The organism is Methylobacterium endophyticum (assembly GCF_050591105.1).
In the GTDB taxonomy this organism is placed as follows: domain Bacteria; phylum Pseudomonadota; class Alphaproteobacteria; order Rhizobiales; family Beijerinckiaceae; genus Methylobacterium.
Genome location: NZ_JBNHES010000012.1, coordinates 32,984 through 49,589, shown reverse-complemented (window position 1 = coordinate 49,589; position 16,606 = coordinate 32,984). Strand labels below are relative to the sequence as shown.

Sequence of the window (16,606 nt, the reverse complement as noted above, 5' to 3'; positions counted from 1 at the left end):
CGCCCCTCCCGCTATCCCGCGAGCGCGGCGGCGACGGCGTCGCGGTCGAAGCCCTTGAGGCCGATCACCACGAGCCGGCCGTCGCGGGGCTCGCCCGCGCGCCACGGCCGGTCGAAATGATGGGTCACGCGGCGCCCGACGCCCTGCACCACGAGGCGCATCGGCTTGCCCTCGACCTCGGCGAAACCCTTGATGCGCAGCACGTCCTTGGTCTCGGCGGCGGCGGTGACGCGGGCCGCGAGATCGGCCGCGGTGATGCCTGCGCGGACGGCCAACGAGACCGTCTCGAAGTCGTCGTGCTCGTGGTCCTCGCCCTCGCCGTGATGCGAGGGGCGGGCGTCCAGATCGTCCTCGGCGGCGGCGCCGAGCCCGAGCAGCACGCGCGGATCGATGCGGCCGTGATCGGTCTCGACCACCTTCACGGCGCGCGGCAGGTGGCCCTCGACATCGGCGCGGACCTTCGCCAGCGCGGCGGCGTCGATCAGGTCGGCCTTGTTGAGCACGACGAGGTCGGCGCAGAGGAGCTGGTCCTCGAACACCTCCTCCAGCGGGTTGTCGTGGTCGACACTCGTATCGGCGGCGCGCTGGGCGGCGAGCGCTTGCGGGTCGTCCGCGAAGGCGCCCGAGGCCACGGCCGGGGCGTCGACCACGGCGACGACCCCGTCCACCGTCACCTTCGAGCGGATCGCCGGCCACTGGAACGCCTGCACCAGGGGCTTGGGCAGGGCGAGGCCGGAGGTCTCGATGAGGATGTGCTCGGGCGGCTCGGCCCGGTCGAGCAGGCTCGTCAGGGCCGGCACGAAGTCGTCGGCGACGGTGCAGCAGATGCAGCCGTTGGGCAATTCGACGATGGACTCCTCGGTGCAGCCCTCGACCCCGCAGGCGGCGAGGAAGGATTTGTCGAAGCCGACATCGCCGAACTCGTTGACGAGGATGGCGATGCGGCGCCCGCCGGCATTCTCGAGCAGATGGCGCACCAGCGTCGTCTTGCCGGCTCCGAGGAAGCCGGTGACGATGGTGCAGGGGATCTTGGCGAGAAGGGTCATTCGGCGGCCTCGGGCATGGGCTGCGGGAGGGGCGGGACGCGGGCGACGACGCCCGACTTGAAGGCTTGCGGCCGGGCCTTCCAGGGCACGATCCCGTCCGGCGTGTCGGCATAGAGGCCGATCCCGTCGAGGATCGTCGCGGCGGAGGTGGCCGGGTCGAGATCGCCGTAGACGTAGGTCCAGCGGCCGGGGGAGGCGACGGCCACGGTGCAGGCGCGCTTGCAGACGGAGAGGCACTCCACCGGCTCGATGCGGATGCCGGCGGCGGGACGCTCCGCCAGCGCCTCGCTCAGGGACGACAGCAGCCTCGCCCCGGCCCTCGGCTCGGAGGCGTCGCCCTCCGCGCGGCAGGTGGTGCAGACATAGAGGGTGACGGGATCAGGCACGGGCGGTCTCACCCGTCGCCGCGCCGAACCGCCGCCAGGTCCAGCCGAAGCCGAGGCCGATCGCCGCCCAGAACACGAAGGAGACCGCCAGCGAGCGGGCTGCGAACTGCGCCGCGAGCCCTGCCGGGAGGGCGGATGCCGTTTCAGCCGCCTCCGGCGCGCCGGCGACGTGCGGCGCCACGATCAGCACGAGCCCGCCGAGGATGGTGATGGGCACGCGCCGGATCAGGATGAGATAGAGCCCCATGGCGGTGGAGAGAGCGGTCATCGCCCACCATGCCTGGCGGGCGGCGAGGGGCGCCGCCTCGCTGCCGGGCAGTTCCGGCGGCAGGCCGAGCGCCGGCGCGAGCGCCACGGCGAGGAAGCCGGCGACGGCGAAGGCGAGCCCGCGCTCCGGCGTCGGCTCGCGGCCGATGGCGACCATCGCGGCGCCGAGCAGCAGCGCGTAGCCCACCGCCCCGACCAGGGTGGCGAGGCCGGTGAAGGCCATGCGCGGCAGGCCGGGCGCGGGTTGCCATTCGGGCTTCGCATCGGCGGGGGCCTGAGCGTGCCCGTGGTCGTGGACCGGGATGACGAGATTCGCGTGGACGATGGCGCGCGAGGGCACAGCCGCATGCGCACCCGTCTCGTAGCGCTCGGCGGCGATGATGAGGGGGGATGTCAGCGCGAGCTGAAGACCCGTCGCGACGACGGCCGCGAAGAAGCCGGCGGCGAGCGCCGCCGACAGAAGCCGGACGATCATGGGAAACCTGCCTGAGGGGAGCGCGTGCGCTCAGTGGCAGGGAAAGTTCTGGGTATGCCGGAAGTCGTGCGCCGCGTTGTGCAGCACGGAGGCCGGCGAGAAGCCCGCCATGAACACCAGCCCGAACCCGAACAGGGCGGCCATGGCGACGGCGGCGAGGCGCTCGCCGGTGCGGGTCTCGATGCGGCCGAGGGTCTGGACGGTGCTGGTCATGTCGAACGTCTCCCGCCGCCCCGCCGGCGGCATCGGTTGTGGAACGCGGGCGACGGCAGGTCTCCTGGCTCGCGGATCGCCGCGCCTGCCGCCTTCCCGGACGCTTCCGGTGGGTGTTGGCAGGAGCTAGCCGCTCACAGTTGCGGGGGCAGCCGCGGAATCCGGGATCGCTCCCGTCACCGCATTCCCTTTTCACCCCGTTGCCGGGGCACCGTCCTCATCGCTTGTAACCTGTCGCCGCGATGCGCACAACGCGGGAAGGGCCGGCCCTTTGACCGGGGCGGCGGCTTTCGGGCAAAGGAGCCGGATGCCTTCCCCCGCTCCCCGGATGACCCTGGTGCTCGGCGGCGCCCGCTCCGGCAAGAGCCGGCACGCCGAGGCGCTGATCGAGGCCCGTCCGGCGCCCTGGCTCTACCTCGCCACCGCCCAGGCCTATGACGACGAGATGCGCGAGCGCATCGCGATCCACCGTGAGCGCCGGTCCGGCGGCTGGATCACGCAGGACGTGCCCCTCCGCCTCCCCGAGGCGGTCTCCGCCGCGCGCGGTCCGGTGCTGGTCGACTGCCTGACCCTCTGGCTCACGAACCTGATCCTGTCGGAGGCCGACGTTCCGGCGGCGTCGCGGGCGCTCGTAGCGGCTTGCGCGGAGGCGCCCGGCCCGCTCGTGCTCGTCGGCAACGAGGTGGGTCTCGGGATCGTGCCCGACAACGCCCTCGCCCGCCGCTTCCGCGACGAGGCGGGGCGGCTCCACCAGGCCCTCGCCGCCGCCGCCGACGCGGTGATCTTCATGGTGGCGGGCCTGCCGATGACCGTGAAGGAGCCCCGATGAGCGAAGATCGAGTTCGGGATGAAGACCGCCATCGCGCCAAGATGGAGAAGCGCAAGGCCGCTCAGGACGCCGAGGTCGCGGGCAAGACCATCGAGAAGGGCCTGCTCATCGTCAACACGGGCCCCGGCAAGGGCAAGACCACGGCATCCCTCGGGCTGATGCTGCGGGCGCTGGGGCGCGGCTGGTGGGTCGCCTGCGTGCAGTTCATCAAGGGCGGCTGGGACACGGGTGAGAGGCATGCCCTCGAACGCTTCGGCACCCAGGTCTCCTGGCACACGCTCGGCGAGGGCTTCACCTGGGAGACGCAGGACAAGGCCCGCGACATCGCCGCCTGCGAGGAGGCCTGGGCCAAGGCCCGCGAGCTCATGGCCGACGAGAGCATCCGGCTCATCGTGCTGGACGAGCTCAACATCGCGCTCCGCTACGGCTATCTCGACCTCGACGCCGTGGTCGCGACCCTCTCCGCCCGGCGGCCGGACCTGCATGTCGTCGTCACCGGCCGAAACGCCAAGCCGGCGCTGATCGAGGCGGCCGATCTCGTCACCGAGATGGGCAACGTGAAGCACCACTTCTCCGCCGGGGTGAAGGCGCAGGAGGGGATCGAGTTTTGACGAGGCGCGTCCGCCGGATCAGGCGCTCCTCCCTCCCCCCTCTGCGGGGGAGGGTGGCCCTCGCGTCGGCGAGGGTCGGGAGAGGGGAGCGCCCTCTCCGGAAAGGTCGCTCCCCTCATCCGACCCGCTTCGCGGGCCACCTTCTCCCGCGAGGGGGAGAAGGAAGGACATTTGCGCCATGACCCGCGCCATCATGATCCAGGGCACCGGCTCGGATGTCGGCAAGTCGCTGATCGTGGCCGGGCTGGCGCGCGCCTTCACGCGGCGGGGCTTGAGGGTGCGGCCGTTCAAGCCGCAGAACATGTCGAACAACGCCGCAGTCACCGCCGATGGCGGCGAGATCGGGCGCGCCCAGGCGCTCCAGGCGCGCGCCGCCGGAGTGGCGCCCTCGGTGCACATGAACCCGGTGCTGCTGAAGCCGCAGAGCGAGATCGGCTCGCAGGTGGTGGTGCAGGGCCGCATGGTCGCGACCGTGAAGGCACGCGACTACCAAGGCTGGAAGCCGCGCCTGATGGAGGCGGTGCGCGACAGCTTCGCGCGCCTTTGCGGGGAGGCGGATCTCGTCCTGGTGGAGGGCGCGGGCTCGGCCTCCGAGGTGAACCTGCGGGCCGGCGACATCGCCAACATGGGCTTCGCCCGCGCCACGGGGACGCCGGTGGTGCTCGTCGGCGACATCGACCGGGGCGGCGTCATCGCCAGCCTCGTCGGGACGAAGGCCGTGATCGACCCGGACGATGCCGCCATGATCCGTGGCTTCGTCGTCAACCGCTTTCGCGGCGATCCGAGCCTTTTCGCGGACGGCATGGCGCTCATCGCGGAGCGCACCGGCTGGGCACCGCTCGGCCTCGTGCCGCATTTTCCCATGGCCGTTCGGCTACCGGCGGAGGACGTGCTCGGGCTGGCGGGGTCCGGGCCGGGCGCGGGGGGGCGCAAGAGAATCGTGGTGCCGGTGCTGCCGCGCATCGCCAATTTCGACGATCTCGACCCGCTGCGGGCCGAGCCCGAGGTGGAGGTGCTGCTGCTGCATCCGGGGCAGGCGATCCCCGGAGACGCGGCGCTGGTGCTGCTGCCGGGCTCCAAGACCACCATCGACGATCTGGAGTTCTTCCGGGCCCAGGGCTGGGATGTCGATCTGAAGGCGCATGTCCGGCGCGGCGGCCGGGTGCTCGGCCTGTGCGGCGGCTACCAGATGCTCGGGACCACGCTGAGCGATCCGCACGGCATCGAGGGCGCGCCGCGCAGCGTCCCCGGCCTCGGCCTCCTCGCCGTCGAGACGGCGATGACGCCGCTGAAGCGCCTCGAATCGGTCGCCGGCAACAGCCTGCCGGACGGCGCTCCCTTCGCCGGCTACGAGATGCATGTCGGCGAGACGGTCGGCCCCGACGCGGCGCGGCCGCTGCTGCGTTTCGCGGACGGGCGCGTCGACGGGGCTGTTTCGGCGGACGGTTTGGTCTGCGGCAGCTACGTCCACGGGCTGTTCTCGGACGACCGCCAGCGCGCGGCGTGGCTGGCGCGGCTCGGCGCCGTGTCGGACGGGGCGTCCTACGAGGCCGGTATCGAGACGGTGCTCGACGCGCTCGCGGACCATCTCGAGCGCCATGTCGATTGCGACCGGCTGCTGGCGCTCGCCGCGGAGGCGATGCGCTGATCGTTTCGCTCGGCGGCGTCGGGCGGGTATTCAGGTCGCCTCGTCAACGGAACGGAGATGCCCGATGCGCCTGATCTGCGCGGTTGCCCTCATGATCCTGTTCGATACGGCGGCGGCCCAGGCCGTCGACTACCGCTGGACCGTCGGCACCGGCCAGGGCAACGTCGAGGCGAGCATCCGCAACCGGGAGGGCGGCCGCTTCATCCTGTTCTGCGGCTCGGGAACGCCGGACCGGCGCGGCGGCATCATCGTCGAGGGGCCGGCGAGCCAGGCGCCGAAGGGCAAGCCCGTCGACGTGCAGGTGGTGGTCGACGGCAGGAACTTCGCCTTCTCCGTCACCGACGGCTACGGCCCGACCACCGTGCGCGGGGAGCGATTCGCGCTCGCGAACCTGGCCAGCGCGCTCATCGCCAGCAAGGCGGAGAGCTTCGCCGTCGAATATCCGGGCCTCGGTCGGTCGGAGAAGTTCTCGCTGCTGAACGTGTCCGACGCCGTGAAGGAGGGCAGGACGACCATCGTCGCGCCCTGCCTCTGACGTCGGCTCAGACGGCGAGCAAGAGGGCCCCGACGGCGGCCAGGGCGAACAGGATGAGGCAGGCGGTGCGGTAGAGCGCCAGCGCCCGCTCGATGTCCTCGGGGGCCGCCTCGGCCCGGCCGTCGCCCATCCAGGAATCCTCGACGCGCACGCCGCCATAGATGCGGGGGCCGGCGAGCCTCAGGCCCAGCGCCCCCGCCATGGCGGATTCCGGCCAGCCGGCGTTCGGGGAGCGATGCTTGCCGGCATCGCGCCGGATCGCGCGCAAGGCATCCCCGGCCGACGCGCCGGGATGCAGCGCGGCGGCGGCGACGATCAGCCCGGCCGAGAGCCGGGAGGCCGGCAGGTTCACGAGATCGTCCAGCCGCGCGGCGGCCCAGCCGAACGCCTCGTGCCGGGGCGTGCGATGGCCGATCATGCTGTCGGCGGTGTTGATCGCCTTGTAGAGCGCCCCGCCCGGCAGCCCGAGCAGCCCGATCCAGACGGCCGGCGCCACGATCCCGTCGGAAAAGTTCTCGGCGAGGCTCTCGATGGCGGCCCGGCAGATGGCTGCCTCGTCGAGGCTCTGCGGATCGCGCCCGACGATCATCGAGACCGCCCGCCGGCCGCCGTCCAGCCCCTCGGCGCGGAAGGCGGAGGCGACGCGGGCAACGTGGAGATGCAGGCTTCGCTGGGCCGGCAGGCTGGCGCAGAGGAGCGCGGCGAGCGCGATGCCTGCGACGGGTCCCGTCAGGACGGCCAGCGCCGTCAGCGCGACGGACGCCGCCGCGACGAGCCCGAGCAGCGCCAGCAGCGCGGCGACCCCCGCCAGGCGCCGGGCGGCCGGGCCGCCCCGGTTGAGCCGCGCATCCAGCGCCGCGATCGCACGGCCGATCCAGGTGACAGGGTGGCCGAGCGCCCTGTAGAGCGCGTCGGGATAGCCGGCGGCGGCCTCGATGGCGAGGGCGAGCGCCAGCACGACGAGCGTCAGGGGCGGATGGGCGAGGGCGGTCCAGGACATCTTTTTTCGCGCGCGGCGGCGGTTCTCTGCGGTCAGGCGGCGGTGCCGCATGGCGGCGACCTCGACGCGGCGCGCCGCCTCTTCCCCGAGGCGCCCGAGCCATGGCTCGACCTCTCCACCGGCATCAACCCGGTCCCGTACCCGTGTCCGCCGCTGCCGCCAAGCGCGGTGGAGCGGTTGCCCTCGGCGGCCGAGCACCGGCGCCTGCGCGAGGCGGCGGCGCTCGCCTACGGCGCTCCCGATCCGGCCCGCGTCGTGCCGGCGCCGGGCACGCAGATCCTGATCGAGACCCTGCCGCGCCTCCGCGCGCCCGGCCGGGTCGCCGTGCTCGGGCCGACCTATGCCGAGCATGCCGCCGCCTGGACGCGCTCGGGCCATGCGGTCGAGACCGTTGCCGATCCCGATGCGCTGGCGGCGGCGGACGTCGCCGTGGTGGTGAACCCGAACAACCCGGACGGGCGCCGCCTCCCCCGCTCCGCCCTGCTCGATCTCGCCGGCCGGTTGCACGGGCGCGGCGGGCTGCTCGTGGTGGACGAGGCCTTCGCGGATTTCGAGCCGGAGGACAGCCTCTGCGGACACCCGTCGCCGGGGCTCGCGGTGCTGCGCTCCTTCGGCAAGGCCTATGGGCTCGCCGGCCTGCGCCTCGGCTTCGTCCTCGCGGAACCCGATCTGGCGGCCGCCGTCGCCGCCGCGCTCGGGCCCTGGGCGGTCTCGGGGCCGGCGCTCCATATCGGCGCGGCGGCGCTGGCGGACCTGCCCTGGCGGGCGGAGGCGGCTGCCTCCCGTCTCGCGGATGCCGCGCGGCTCGACCGGATGATCCGGCGCGGGGGCGGGGAGGTCGTCGGCGGCACGGCGCTGTTCCGCACCGCCGATGTCGCGGACGGTCCGGCGCTGTTCCGAAAGCTCGGCGAGGCCGGCATCTATGTGCGGCGCTTCCCCGAGGCGCCCTCGCGCCTGCGCTTCGGCCTGCCCGCTTCCCCCGAGGACTGGTGCCGGCTGTCGCGCCAACTCAAGTGACGGGGCGGCCGGAGCGGTCGAGGAGCGCCACCGCGAGGGCCGCCGCCGAGAGGGCGCCGCCCACGGCGCAGACCCCCGGCCAGCCTGCGAGCAGGAACGCCTGCGAGCCGGCGAAGGCGCCGAGCGCCCCGAAGGCGAACATCGCCGTGAACAGCACGGTGTTGATGCGTCCGCGCGCGCCGGGCACCAGCGCGTAGGCGCGGGTCTGGTTGGCGATGAGCGCGCCGTTGATGCCGATATCGATGAGCAGCACGCCGGCCCCGATCGCGACGAGCGAGACGCCTCCGGCGATCCACAGCACCGCGAAGGCCGCGAGCACGCAGGCCGCCCCCGCGACCACCATCGGACGGGCGCCATGCCGGTCGGTGTACTGGCCCGACAGCGGCGCGATCAGCGCGCCGGCCACCCCGATCACCCCGAAGAGCCCGGCTCCGGCGGCGGTGAGGCCGAAGGGCTCTCCCTCCACGAGCAGCGCCAGCGTCGCCCAGAAGGCGTTGAAGGCGGCGAACAGCAGCGCCTGGGACAGGCTCGCGGCGCGCAGCACCGGCTGCGTGCGCACGAGGTCGAGGATCGAGAGCATCAGGGCGCCGTAACGCAGCTTTCCGGTGGGCGTGCGCGGCAGGGTGGCGGCGGCGATGCCGGCCATGCCGAGCGCCACGACGGCGGCGGCGAGAAACACCGCCCGCCAGCCGAGATGGGCGCCGACGAATCCGCTCGCCGTGCGCGCCAGCAGGATGCCGCTGAGCAGGCCCGTCATCACCTGCCCCACGATTCTGCCCCGGCTCGCGTCGGGGGCCAGTTCCGCCGCGAAGGGCACCGCCTGCTGCGCCGCCGAGGCGAGGATGCCGATGAACAGGCTCGCCAGCGCCAGCACGGCGAGATCGGGAGCGAGGGCGGCGCCGACGAGCGCCACGCTGAGCGCCAGGAGCTGGCCGATGATGAGGCTGCGCCGGGGCAACCCGTCGCCGAGCGGCACCAGCCCGACGATGCCGAGCCCGTATCCCGAGAGGCAGGCGGCCGGCACCCAGAGCGCGGCGCTCGGCCCGAACTCGGCCGCCAGCATCGCGAGCAGCGGCTGGTTGTAGTAGATGTTGGCCACCGCCCCGCCCGCGATCAGCGTCAGCCCGATCCGCGCGCGGTCCGTGAGCGCGGGCGACCGTCCCGGCATGTCCGTCACGACGGGGCCCGGCCGGTGGAGGAGGGCGAGGAAGGGCGCATGGGCGAGAACCTGTTGAGGCGGGCGCCTGCCTAGGCCCGCGCCCCGGCGACTGGCAACCGCCGGGCGGTGATCCGAGGCGGAACCCGGCGCGGGCCGTTGTCGCAACCCGCTTGCGGGGCTCCGTTCCGGTGCCCAGCTCCGGTGCCAATGTCGAGCGTCGTGTCGGGTCGGCCGGCGGCTCCCGCCGACAAGGAAGCGCCACAGGCAAACCACGTAGTTTTCCGCGCGGATGCTGCGCTGGCTACCGGACGCGTTTTTGGGTCTTATCCGTATCGGGCGCCCCCGAATCGGGCGGGATGGTTCCGCGGGTTCGGCGCCCCCTCTGCCGCGAGTTCTGCATGTCGCATTACCGAATCAGCTTCGCCAAGGAGATCCTCGGAGTGCCGTTCCCGGTGGGAGCGGTGGAGATCGGCCGGGCCCGCAGCGCCGACCGCGCGCGCCGGGCCGGCGAGCTCCGCTTCGCCCGCCAGCGCGGCCTCGGCGACTGGCGCGAGCGCGCCGACCGCGCCGATGTCGAGGCGACCGACGCACGCCCGTAGGCCGGCTCTCGCCGAAAGGCCCGGTTCCGGCGCATGCGCCGCGCCGCCGCAGGGCGGCCGTGGCTCTGGCCGTGACGCGGAGGGGCACGTAGACTGCCGCGCAGGGGCGTCCGGCCGCGGTCGGCGGCCGGGTTCAGCGGGGACGGGACGGGCGGCACTCCATGGCGGCGAGCTCCTTCTTCGGCGACCTTCTCCAGACGATCAGCGACCGTGGCCGGGACCTCATCGGCTTCGCGCGCGGCGATCTCGCGGCGCGGGCCAACCCGGCCGAGCTGGTCAAGCTCTGCGACGACCTGATCTCCCGGCGCGGCGAGGCGTCCGGCGTGGCGCTGGCCCGCCTCATCCTCGACCGCTACGCCAGCTTCTCCACGGAGGAGCGCCGCGCCTTCCTGACCCTGATCGCGCTCGAGTTCGACGCCGACCACCGCGCCGTCGACGAGGCGATCGCGGCCTATCGCGCCGAGCCGACGCGGGCCCGGCTCGGGCTGCTGCACGAGGCTGCCGAGCCGCGCAGCCAGGAGCTGATCCGCCGCCTCAACCTCGCCCGCGAGGGCACCCTGGCGCTGGTGCGCATGCGCGAGGACCTGATGGACCTGCGCAGGAGCCTCGTCGGCGGGGAGCAGCCCGACACCGCCCTCCTCGATGCCACGGAGAGCCTCGACGGCGATTTCGAGCATCTCTTCGCCTCGTGGTTCAACCGGGGCTTCCTGGTGCTGCGCCATATCGACTGGACGACGCCCGCGCATATCCTCGAAAAGATCATCCGCTACGAGGCGGTCCACGAGATCCAGGGCTGGGACGACCTGCGCCGGCGCATCGAGCCGCCGGACCGGCGCTGCTTCGCCTTCTTCCATCCCGCGCTGGCCGACGAGCCGCTCATCTTCGTGGAGGTTGCGCTCACCGGCGGCATCGCCTCCGCCATCGCGCCGATCCTCGCCCATGGGCGCGAGGCGCTGTCGGCGCGCCAGGCCACCTGCGCGGTGTTCTACTCGATCTCGAACTGCCAGCGGGGGCTTGCCGGCGTCACCTTCGGCAACTTCCTCATCAAGCAGGTGGTCGAGGACCTCGCCCGCGAGATCCCGACGCTCAAGACCTTCGTGACCCTCTCCCCGGTGCCGGGCTTCGGGCGCTGGCTCGACCGCGAGCGCCGGGCCGACGCGCCGCAGGGGCTGACGAAGGACGATGTCGAGGCCCTGCGCCTCCTCGACGAGCCCGACTGGTCCACCGAGAAGGCCAAGGCCGATTCCGTGCGCAAGGCCCTGCTGCCGGCGGCGGCGGCCTATTTCCTGCGCGCCAAGAACGAGCGCGGCCGCCCCCTCGATCCGGTGGCGCGCTTCCATCTCGGCAACGGCGCGCGGCTGGAGCGCCTGAACTTCCTCGGCGACGTCTCGCCCAAGGGGCTCAAGCAGTCCTACGGGCTGATGGTGAACTACCTCTACGACCTCTCGGCCATCGAGAAGAACCACGAGACCTTCGCCAATCTCGGCACCGTCGCCGCCTCGAGCGCCGTCAGCCGCGAGCTGCGCGCCAACCTGCCGCCGCCGAGGGCCGTCGTGCTGGCGGAGGCGTGAATGCGGTGCGCGCCTGCGCTCGTCGGACGAAGGGTCGACTTATCTTGGCATTGACGAATATACGCTGAGAGCGTAGTTTCGGAGATGGAATTCCGATGCGATCCGCTGAAGCGGGCAAAGGTTCTCGCCGAGCGAGCGATAGACCTTCACGCTGTCGGAGCGATCTTTTTCGGCCGTTACATAGCGTGGGAGGATCGTCGTCGGGATTACGGTGAGACCCGCATGATTGCCGTTGGGTGCATCGAAAAGGATTTCATCACCGTCGTCTATACGGACCGGGACGACGTTCGATGGATCGTCACGGCGTGGCCGTCCAATCGAAAGGAGAGAGCAGCGTGGCACGCATCACCTTAGCCGAGGCGATGGCACGGCCGGCGGTCGTCGACCGGGCCGAGTTCGACGCCACCACCGAGGAGGACATCCGCCGCTTCATGATCGAGGACGGCTTCGATCCCGATGATGAAAGCCTCTATGAGGGCGGTGTCGTGGTTCATCCGCCGCACATGATCCGCGAGCGGCTCGGCATGTCGCAGGCCGCTTTCGCGGAACTGATCGATGCGCCGCTGGCCAGTTACCGCAACTGGGAGCAGGGCAGGACAGCGATCCCGCCCTATGTCCGCTCGCTCTTGAACATCCTCGATCGCGAACCGGAGGCGGCGCTGCGGGCCTTGCGGCTCGGCCGCGCCACGGCCGCCTGATGCCTGGTTGACCCCGCCCGCGCGAGCCTTCACACCGCGTCGCGCGCGTCCGAGACCCCTTGCGATGTCCTCCGTCCTCGTCATCGACAATTACGATTCCTTCACCTGGAACCTCGTGCACCTCATCGGCCCGCTCTGCGGCGCGATCGAGGTGGTGCGCAACGATGCGATCACGGTGGAGGGCATCCGCGAGAAGGCGCCCGAGGCGATCGTGCTCTCGCCCGGCCCCTGCACGCCGAACGAGGCCGGCGTCTGCCTCGACGTGGTGCGCGACCTCTCGGGCGAGATCCCGATCTTCGGGGTCTGCCTCGGGCTGCAATCCATCGGGCAGGCCTTCGGCGGCCGGGTGGTGCGCGCGCCGACCCCGATGCACGGCAAGGTCTCGACCATCACGCACGGGGCCTCGGGCATCTTCCGGGGGCTGAACGACAGCTTTGCCGCGACGCGCTACCACTCGCTCGTGGTCGACCGGGCCGGTTGCCCGGACACGCTCACCGTCACGGCGGAGGCGGACGGGCTCATCATGGGGCTGGAGCATGCCAGCCTGCCCGTGCACGGGGTGCAGTTCCACCCCGAGAGCATCCTCTCCCAGCACGGCACGCAGATCCTGCGCAACTTCCTCGACATCGCCGCCGCCTGGAATGCGGGGCGTGACAAGCGCGGCGACGGCGTGCATTGACGCCGGACGCGGCGATCGCTCGCCGCCATCCGCGACAGCAACGCCGCCCGAGCATGGATTCCTTCAGGCCCCATCTCGCCAAGGTCGCCTCCGGCCTCGCCCTCGACAGGGCGGAGGCGCGCGCGGCCTTCGACGACCTGCTCTCCGGCGAGGTCACGCCGGTGCAGGCGGGCGCCTTCCTCACGGCCCTGAAGCTGCGCGGCGAGACCCCCGGCGAGATCGCCGGCGCGGTCTCCGCCATGCGGGCGCGGATGGTGACGGTGGCCGCCCCCGCCGGGGCCGTCGACATCGTCGGCACGGGCGGGGATCATTCCGGCAGCTACAACGTCTCGAGCCTCGCGGCGATCGTGACGGCGGCCTGCGGCGTGCCGGTGGCCAAGCACGGCAACCGGGCCGCGACCTCGCGCTCCGGCGCGGCCGACGTGCTCGCCGCCCTCGGGGTGACGCTCGGTCTCGGCCCCGCCGGGCTGGAGCGCTGCCTCTCGGAGGCCGGCCTGTGCTTCATGTTCGCGCAGACGCATCACGGCGCCATGCGCCACGTCGCGCCGGTGCGGGCGGAACTGCCCATGCGCACCATCTTCAACCTGCTCGGGCCGCTCGCCAATCCGGCGGGGGTCGAGCGCCAGCTCCTCGGGGTCTCCGCCGCCGCCTGGGCCGAGCCGCTGGCGCGGGTGCTGGCCGATCTCGGCACGAGGCGGGTCTGGGCGGTGCACGGCTCCGACGGGCTCGACGAGATCACCGTGACGGGCCCGACGGCGGTGGTCGAGATCGCGGACGGGGTGCTCTCGCGCTTCTCCATCGACCCGCGCGAGGTGGGCCTGGGCCTCTCGACCCTCGAGGACCTGCGCGGGGGCGATCCCGCGCATAACGCCCGCGCGCTCGCCACCGTCCTCGACGGGGAGCGCAACGCCTATCGCGACATCGCGGTTCTCAACGCGGGTGCGGCGCTGGTCGTGGCGGGCGTAGCGACCTCGCTGTCCGAGGGCGTCGCGCGGGCCGATGCCGCCGTCGCGTCGGGGGCCGCCCGAGGCACGCTCGCCCGGCTCGTCCAAGTCTCCAACGCCTGCCCGACCGATTGAGGCCGCCGATGTCCGACACGAGCGCGAACGCCGCCGGCGGCGAGGCATCCTCCCGCCAGACCGTGCTGGCGCGGATCGAGGCCTACAAGCGCCGCGAGATCGCCGAGGCGAAGCTGCGCGTGCCGCAGACCAAGCTCGAGGCCCGCGCCGCCAGGATGGACAAGCCGCGCGGCTTCGCCGACGCCATCGCGGCCCATGTCGCGCAGGGCCGTCCCGCCCTGATCGCCGAGGTGAAGAAGGCGTCGCCCTCCAAGGGCCTGATCCGCGCGGATTTCGATCCGGCGACGCTCGCCGCCGCCTACGAGAAGGGCGGCGCCACCTGCCTCTCGGTGCTCACCGACGAGCCGTCCTTCCAGGGGAGCCCAGACTACCTGAAACAGGCCCGCGCCGCCTGCTCCCTGCCTGTGCTGCGCAAGGATTTCCTGTTCGAGCCCTACCAGGTCTACGAGGCGCGCTCCTGGGGGGCCGATTGCGTGCTCGCGATCATGGCCTGCCTCGACGACGACGAGGCCGTCGCCATCGTCGAGACGGCGCACGAGCTCGGCATGGACGTGCTGGTCGAGGTCCACGACGCCGAGGAGCTGGCCCGCGCGATCCCGCTGAACACGCGGCTCCTCGGGGTCAACAACCGCAACCTGAAGACCTTCGAGGTCTCGTTCGAGACCGCCATCGATCTCAAGCCCGGCATCCCCGCCGACCGTATCGCGGTAGCCGAGAGCGGGATCTCCGGCCACGCGGACGTGCTGCGCCTGCACGCGGCCGGGCTCGACACGGTGCTCGTCGGCGAGAGCCTGATGCGGCAGGCCGACGTCGCCGAGGCGACCCGCCGCCTGCTCTTCGGCGACGCCGAGCCATCGAAATCCGCCCACAAGTCGAAGAAGACATGAGCGCGCTCACCCATCTCGACGCCAGCGGCGCCGCCAACATGGTCGACGTGACCGACAAGGCCGCGACCACCCGCACGGCCCGTGCCGAGGGCGTGGTGGTGATGCTGCCCGAGACGCTCCGCCTGATCCGCGAGGGGGACGCCAAGAAAGGCGACGTCATCGGCACCGCCCGGCTCGCCGGCATCATGGCGGCCAAGCGCACGCATGAGCTGATCCCGCTCTGCCATCCGCTGCTGCTCTCGAAGGTCCGCGTCGATTGCGAGCCCGACGACGCCCTGCCGGGCCTGCGCGTCACCGCCGAGGTGAAGGTGCAGGGGCCGACGGGGGTCGAGATGGAGGCGCTCACCGCCGTCTCGGTGGCCTGCCTCACCGTCTACGACATGGTGAAGGCGGCCGACCGAGGCATGCGCATCGAGGGCATCCGTTTGCTCGCCAAGGATGGCGGCCGCTCCGGCGCCTATCGCGCGGACGCGGTGGCGTGAGCGGGCTCATCCCCGTCGCCGAGGCGTTGGCGCGCATCCTCGGCAGCGTCGAGGGCCCCGTTTCCACCGAGACCGTGCCCGTCGCCGAGGCGTTCGGCCGGACGCTCGCCGCCGACCTCGCCGCCGCGCGCACGCAGCCGCCCTTTCCGGCCTCCGCCATGGACGGCTACGCCGTGCGCGCCGCCGACGTGGCGCGGGTGCCGGCGGTTCTGCGCCTGATCGGCACCAGCGCCGCCGGGCACGGCTTCTCCGACAGGATCGGCCCCGGCGAGACGGTGCGGATCTTCACCGGCGCGCCCGTCCCGGAGGGGGCCGACGCGATCCTGATCCAGGAGAACGCGAGCGCCGAGGGCGAGCGGATCACCGCCCGCGAGCCCGTCGCCGCCGGCCGCTTCCTGCGCGCCGCCGGCCTCGATTTCGTCGCCGGGGACGCGATCCTGGCGGCCGGCGACACGCTCGATGCCCGGCGTCTGGCGCTGGCTGCGGCGGCTGGCCATGCCGGGGTTTACGTGCGCAGAAGGCCCCGCGTCGCCATCCTCGCCACGGGGGACGAACTCGTGGCGCCGGGGGAACCGGCCGCCTGGGACCAGATCGTCGCCTCGAACACCTTGGCGCTGGCCGCCCTGGTGCGCTCCGCCGGAGGCGAGGCGATCGATCTCGGCATCGCCCGCGACGACCGGGACGATCTCGCGAAGGCGTTTCGCCGCGCGAAGGCCGGGGGCGCCGATCTGCTCGTCACCCTGGGCGGCGCCTCGGTCGGCGACCACGATCTCGTGCAGGCGGCCCTGTCCGCCGAAGGGCTCGAACTCGGCTTCTGGCGGGTGGCCCTGCGGCCGGGAAAGCCCCTGATGCAGGGCCGTCTCGGCGGCATGATGGTGATCGGGCTTCCGGGAAACCCGGTCTCCTCCATCGTCTGCGGGCTGCTCTTCGTGGTGCCGGCGATCCGGGCGCTGCTCGGCGATCCGCAGGCCGGCGCGGACCGCAGCGAGCCCGGCACCCTCGGGCGCGACCTCGGCCCCAACGACGAGCGCGCCGATTACCTGCGCGCCCGCCTCGATACCGCGCCCGACCGCGTGCCCGTCGTGCATCCCGAGAACCGCCAGGATTCCTCCATGCTGTCGGTGCTCGGCCGGGCCGAGGCGCTTTTGGTGCGCGCGCCGCATGCGCCCGCCGCCCCCGCCGGTTCCCCCTGCCGCATCATCCGCCTCGACCGCGCCCTGATCTGAGCGGCGCCCGATCCGTCGCGTTCGCCGTTGCGGCGAGCGCCGGAGTTCGAGGCATTTGGCTGCGGGCGTCGTGAATAAAAATCTATATTGCCCGTCTGTCGAAACGGAGACTCATGATTTTTTTATTCAAACGGTTTTTCGGTTAGCGCGCCCTTAATCAGTGCCGTGCAGGCTCACACCGTCCCCCGCCGTTCCGGTG

Annotated in this window: 20 protein-coding genes and 1 riboswitch; of the genes, 14 read left to right on the top strand and 6 right to left on the bottom strand. The window is 72.5% G+C overall.

Features of this window, described 5'->3' with window-relative positions; genetic code table 11:
• Positions 1–11: 11 nt before the first annotated feature.
• The 4 genes from cobW to ACP56T_RS14190 are packed head-to-tail and all read right to left on the bottom strand — an operon-like array spanning position 12 to position 2,387.
• Positions 12–1,046: a cobalamin biosynthesis protein CobW gene (cobW, locus tag ACP56T_RS14205; RefSeq protein WP_430912781.1), complete on the bottom strand. Its 1,035-nt coding sequence runs from the start codon at positions 1,044–1,046 to the stop codon at positions 12–14.
• Positions 1,043–1,432 carry a DUF1636 family protein gene (locus tag ACP56T_RS14200; protein WP_430912780.1) on the bottom strand — a complete coding sequence of 130 codons (390 nt, stop codon included), beginning with the start codon at positions 1,430–1,432 and terminating at the stop codon, positions 1,043–1,045. The genes cobW and ACP56T_RS14200 overlap by 4 nt, the downstream gene beginning before the upstream one ends.
• Positions 1,425–2,174 (bottom strand): CbtA family protein, encoded by a 750-nt coding sequence (locus ACP56T_RS14195; RefSeq protein ID WP_430912779.1) that lies wholly within the window; start codon positions 2,172–2,174, stop codon positions 1,425–1,427. Before ACP56T_RS14195 ends, ACP56T_RS14200 begins: the two co-directional genes overlap by 8 nt.
• Positions 2,175–2,204: 30 nt before the next feature.
• Positions 2,205–2,387 (bottom strand): CbtB domain-containing protein, encoded by a 183-nt coding sequence (locus ACP56T_RS14190; protein WP_430912778.1) that lies wholly within the window; start codon positions 2,385–2,387, stop codon positions 2,205–2,207.
• 37 nt (positions 2,388–2,424) lie between these two features.
• Positions 2,425–2,618, bottom strand: a riboswitch (cobalamin riboswitch).
• A 76-nt stretch (positions 2,619–2,694) separates the two neighbouring features.
• Here ACP56T_RS14190 and cobU point away from each other — a divergent pair.
• The 4 genes from cobU (at position 2,695) to ACP56T_RS14170 (ending at position 6,010) form a co-directional block, all read left to right on the top strand.
• Entirely contained in the window at positions 2,695–3,216 is a 522-nt protein-coding gene (gene cobU / locus ACP56T_RS14185; protein ID WP_430912777.1) for a bifunctional adenosylcobinamide kinase/adenosylcobinamide-phosphate guanylyltransferase, read from the top strand.
• Positions 3,213–3,827 (top strand): cob(I)yrinic acid a,c-diamide adenosyltransferase, encoded by a 615-nt coding sequence (gene cobO / locus ACP56T_RS14180; RefSeq protein WP_430912776.1) that lies wholly within the window; start codon positions 3,213–3,215, stop codon positions 3,825–3,827. The genes cobU and cobO overlap by 4 nt, the downstream gene beginning before the upstream one ends.
• A 178-nt stretch (positions 3,828–4,005) precedes the next feature.
• Complete coding sequence (locus tag ACP56T_RS14175; protein ID WP_430912775.1) at positions 4,006–5,475, top strand: cobyric acid synthase; 1,470 nt, start codon at positions 4,006–4,008, stop codon at positions 5,473–5,475.
• A 64-nt stretch (positions 5,476–5,539) separates the two neighbouring features.
• A complete protein-coding gene (locus tag ACP56T_RS14170; protein WP_430912774.1) occupies positions 5,540–6,010 on the top strand; it encodes a major capsid protein in 471 nt (156 codons plus the stop codon).
• Between the two features lie 7 nt (positions 6,011–6,017).
• Here ACP56T_RS14170 and cbiB read toward each other — a convergent pair whose 3' ends face one another.
• Positions 6,018–7,010, bottom strand: a complete 993-nt coding sequence (gene cbiB / locus ACP56T_RS14165; protein ID WP_430912773.1) for an adenosylcobinamide-phosphate synthase CbiB — start codon at positions 7,008–7,010, stop codon at positions 6,018–6,020.
• Here cbiB and cobD point away from each other — a divergent pair.
• Positions 6,987–8,027, top strand: coding sequence for a threonine-phosphate decarboxylase CobD (gene cobD / locus ACP56T_RS14160; RefSeq protein ID WP_430912772.1), 1,041 nt, complete (start codon positions 6,987–6,989; stop codon positions 8,025–8,027). The genes cbiB and cobD overlap by 24 nt on opposite strands.
• On the opposite strand, the gene ACP56T_RS14155 is transcribed toward cobD, so the two are convergent.
• Positions 8,020–9,195, bottom strand: a complete 1,176-nt coding sequence (locus ACP56T_RS14155; protein WP_430912771.1) for an MFS transporter — start codon at positions 9,193–9,195, stop codon at positions 8,020–8,022. The genes cobD and ACP56T_RS14155 overlap by 8 nt on opposite strands.
• A gap of 389 nt (positions 9,196–9,584) precedes the next feature.
• Between ACP56T_RS14155 and ACP56T_RS14150 the strand changes: the two genes are divergently transcribed.
• The 9 genes from ACP56T_RS14150 (at position 9,585) to ACP56T_RS14110 (ending at position 16,407) form a co-directional block, all read left to right on the top strand.
• Positions 9,585–9,785 (top strand): hypothetical protein, encoded by a 201-nt coding sequence (locus tag ACP56T_RS14150; RefSeq protein WP_430912770.1) that lies wholly within the window; start codon positions 9,585–9,587, stop codon positions 9,783–9,785.
• 161 nt (positions 9,786–9,946) lie between these two features.
• On the top strand, positions 9,947–11,356 hold the full coding sequence (locus tag ACP56T_RS14145; protein WP_430912769.1) for a malonyl-CoA decarboxylase: 1,410 nt from the start codon (positions 9,947–9,949) through the stop codon (positions 11,354–11,356).
• An 84-nt stretch (positions 11,357–11,440) separates the two neighbouring features.
• Entirely contained in the window at positions 11,441–11,710 is a 270-nt protein-coding gene (locus tag ACP56T_RS14140; RefSeq protein WP_430912768.1) for a BrnT family toxin, read from the top strand.
• Positions 11,692–12,054 (top strand): helix-turn-helix domain-containing protein, encoded by a 363-nt coding sequence (locus tag ACP56T_RS14135; RefSeq protein ID WP_430912767.1) that lies wholly within the window; start codon positions 11,692–11,694, stop codon positions 12,052–12,054. The genes ACP56T_RS14140 and ACP56T_RS14135 overlap by 19 nt, the downstream gene beginning before the upstream one ends.
• Before the next feature lie 64 nt (positions 12,055–12,118).
• A complete protein-coding gene (locus ACP56T_RS14130; protein WP_430912766.1) occupies positions 12,119–12,733 on the top strand; it encodes an anthranilate synthase component II in 615 nt (204 codons plus the stop codon).
• A 53-nt stretch (positions 12,734–12,786) separates the two neighbouring features.
• A complete protein-coding gene (gene trpD, locus ACP56T_RS14125; RefSeq protein WP_430912765.1) occupies positions 12,787–13,812 on the top strand; it encodes an anthranilate phosphoribosyltransferase in 1,026 nt (341 codons plus the stop codon).
• Positions 13,813–13,820: 8 nt separating this feature from the next.
• Positions 13,821–14,699, top strand: coding sequence for an indole-3-glycerol phosphate synthase TrpC (gene trpC, locus ACP56T_RS14120; protein WP_430912764.1), 879 nt, complete (start codon positions 13,821–13,823; stop codon positions 14,697–14,699).
• Positions 14,696–15,181 carry a cyclic pyranopterin monophosphate synthase MoaC gene (gene moaC, locus ACP56T_RS14115; protein WP_430912763.1) on the top strand — a complete coding sequence of 162 codons (486 nt, stop codon included), beginning with the start codon at positions 14,696–14,698 and terminating at the stop codon, positions 15,179–15,181. The genes trpC and moaC overlap by 4 nt, the downstream gene beginning before the upstream one ends.
• Entirely contained in the window at positions 15,178–16,407 is a 1,230-nt protein-coding gene (locus tag ACP56T_RS14110; protein WP_430912762.1) for a molybdopterin molybdotransferase MoeA, read from the top strand. Before moaC ends, ACP56T_RS14110 begins: the two co-directional genes overlap by 4 nt.
• Positions 16,408–16,606 lie beyond the last annotated feature (199 nt).

Excerpts from the sequence above, each read along its gene's own strand:
- cobW (WP_430912781.1), bottom strand. The coding sequence starts at position 1,046 with ATGACCCTTCTCGCCAAGATCCCCTGCACCATCGTCACCGGCTTCCTC.
- ACP56T_RS14130 (WP_430912766.1), top strand. The coding sequence starts at position 12,119 with ATGTCCTCCGTCCTCGTCATCGACAATTACGATTCCTTCACCTGGAAC.
- ACP56T_RS14195 (WP_430912779.1), bottom strand. The coding sequence starts at position 2,174 with ATGATCGTCCGGCTTCTGTCGGCGGCGCTCGCCGCCGGCTTCTTCGCG.
- trpD (WP_430912765.1), top strand. The coding sequence starts at position 12,787 with ATGGATTCCTTCAGGCCCCATCTCGCCAAGGTCGCCTCCGGCCTCGCC.
- cobU (WP_430912777.1), top strand. The coding sequence starts at position 2,695 with ATGCCTTCCCCCGCTCCCCGGATGACCCTGGTGCTCGGCGGCGCCCGC.
- ACP56T_RS14140 (WP_430912768.1), top strand. The coding sequence starts at position 11,441 with ATGGAATTCCGATGCGATCCGCTGAAGCGGGCAAAGGTTCTCGCCGAG.
- ACP56T_RS14145 (WP_430912769.1), top strand. The coding sequence starts at position 9,947 with ATGGCGGCGAGCTCCTTCTTCGGCGACCTTCTCCAGACGATCAGCGAC.
- cobO (WP_430912776.1), top strand. The coding sequence starts at position 3,213 with ATGAGCGAAGATCGAGTTCGGGATGAAGACCGCCATCGCGCCAAGATG.
- trpC (WP_430912764.1), top strand. The coding sequence starts at position 13,821 with ATGTCCGACACGAGCGCGAACGCCGCCGGCGGCGAGGCATCCTCCCGC.
- moaC (WP_430912763.1), top strand. The coding sequence starts at position 14,696 with ATGAGCGCGCTCACCCATCTCGACGCCAGCGGCGCCGCCAACATGGTC.
- ACP56T_RS14155 (WP_430912771.1), bottom strand. The coding sequence starts at position 9,195 with ATGCCGGGACGGTCGCCCGCGCTCACGGACCGCGCGCGGATCGGGCTG.
- ACP56T_RS14170 (WP_430912774.1), top strand. The coding sequence starts at position 5,540 with ATGCGCCTGATCTGCGCGGTTGCCCTCATGATCCTGTTCGATACGGCG.
- ACP56T_RS14150 (WP_430912770.1), top strand. The coding sequence starts at position 9,585 with ATGTCGCATTACCGAATCAGCTTCGCCAAGGAGATCCTCGGAGTGCCG.
- ACP56T_RS14175 (WP_430912775.1), top strand. The coding sequence starts at position 4,006 with ATGACCCGCGCCATCATGATCCAGGGCACCGGCTCGGATGTCGGCAAG.
- ACP56T_RS14190 (WP_430912778.1), bottom strand. The coding sequence starts at position 2,387 with ATGACCAGCACCGTCCAGACCCTCGGCCGCATCGAGACCCGCACCGGC.
- cbiB (WP_430912773.1), bottom strand. The coding sequence starts at position 7,010 with ATGTCCTGGACCGCCCTCGCCCATCCGCCCCTGACGCTCGTCGTGCTG.
- cobD (WP_430912772.1), top strand. The coding sequence starts at position 6,987 with ATGGGCGAGGGCGGTCCAGGACATCTTTTTTCGCGCGCGGCGGCGGTT.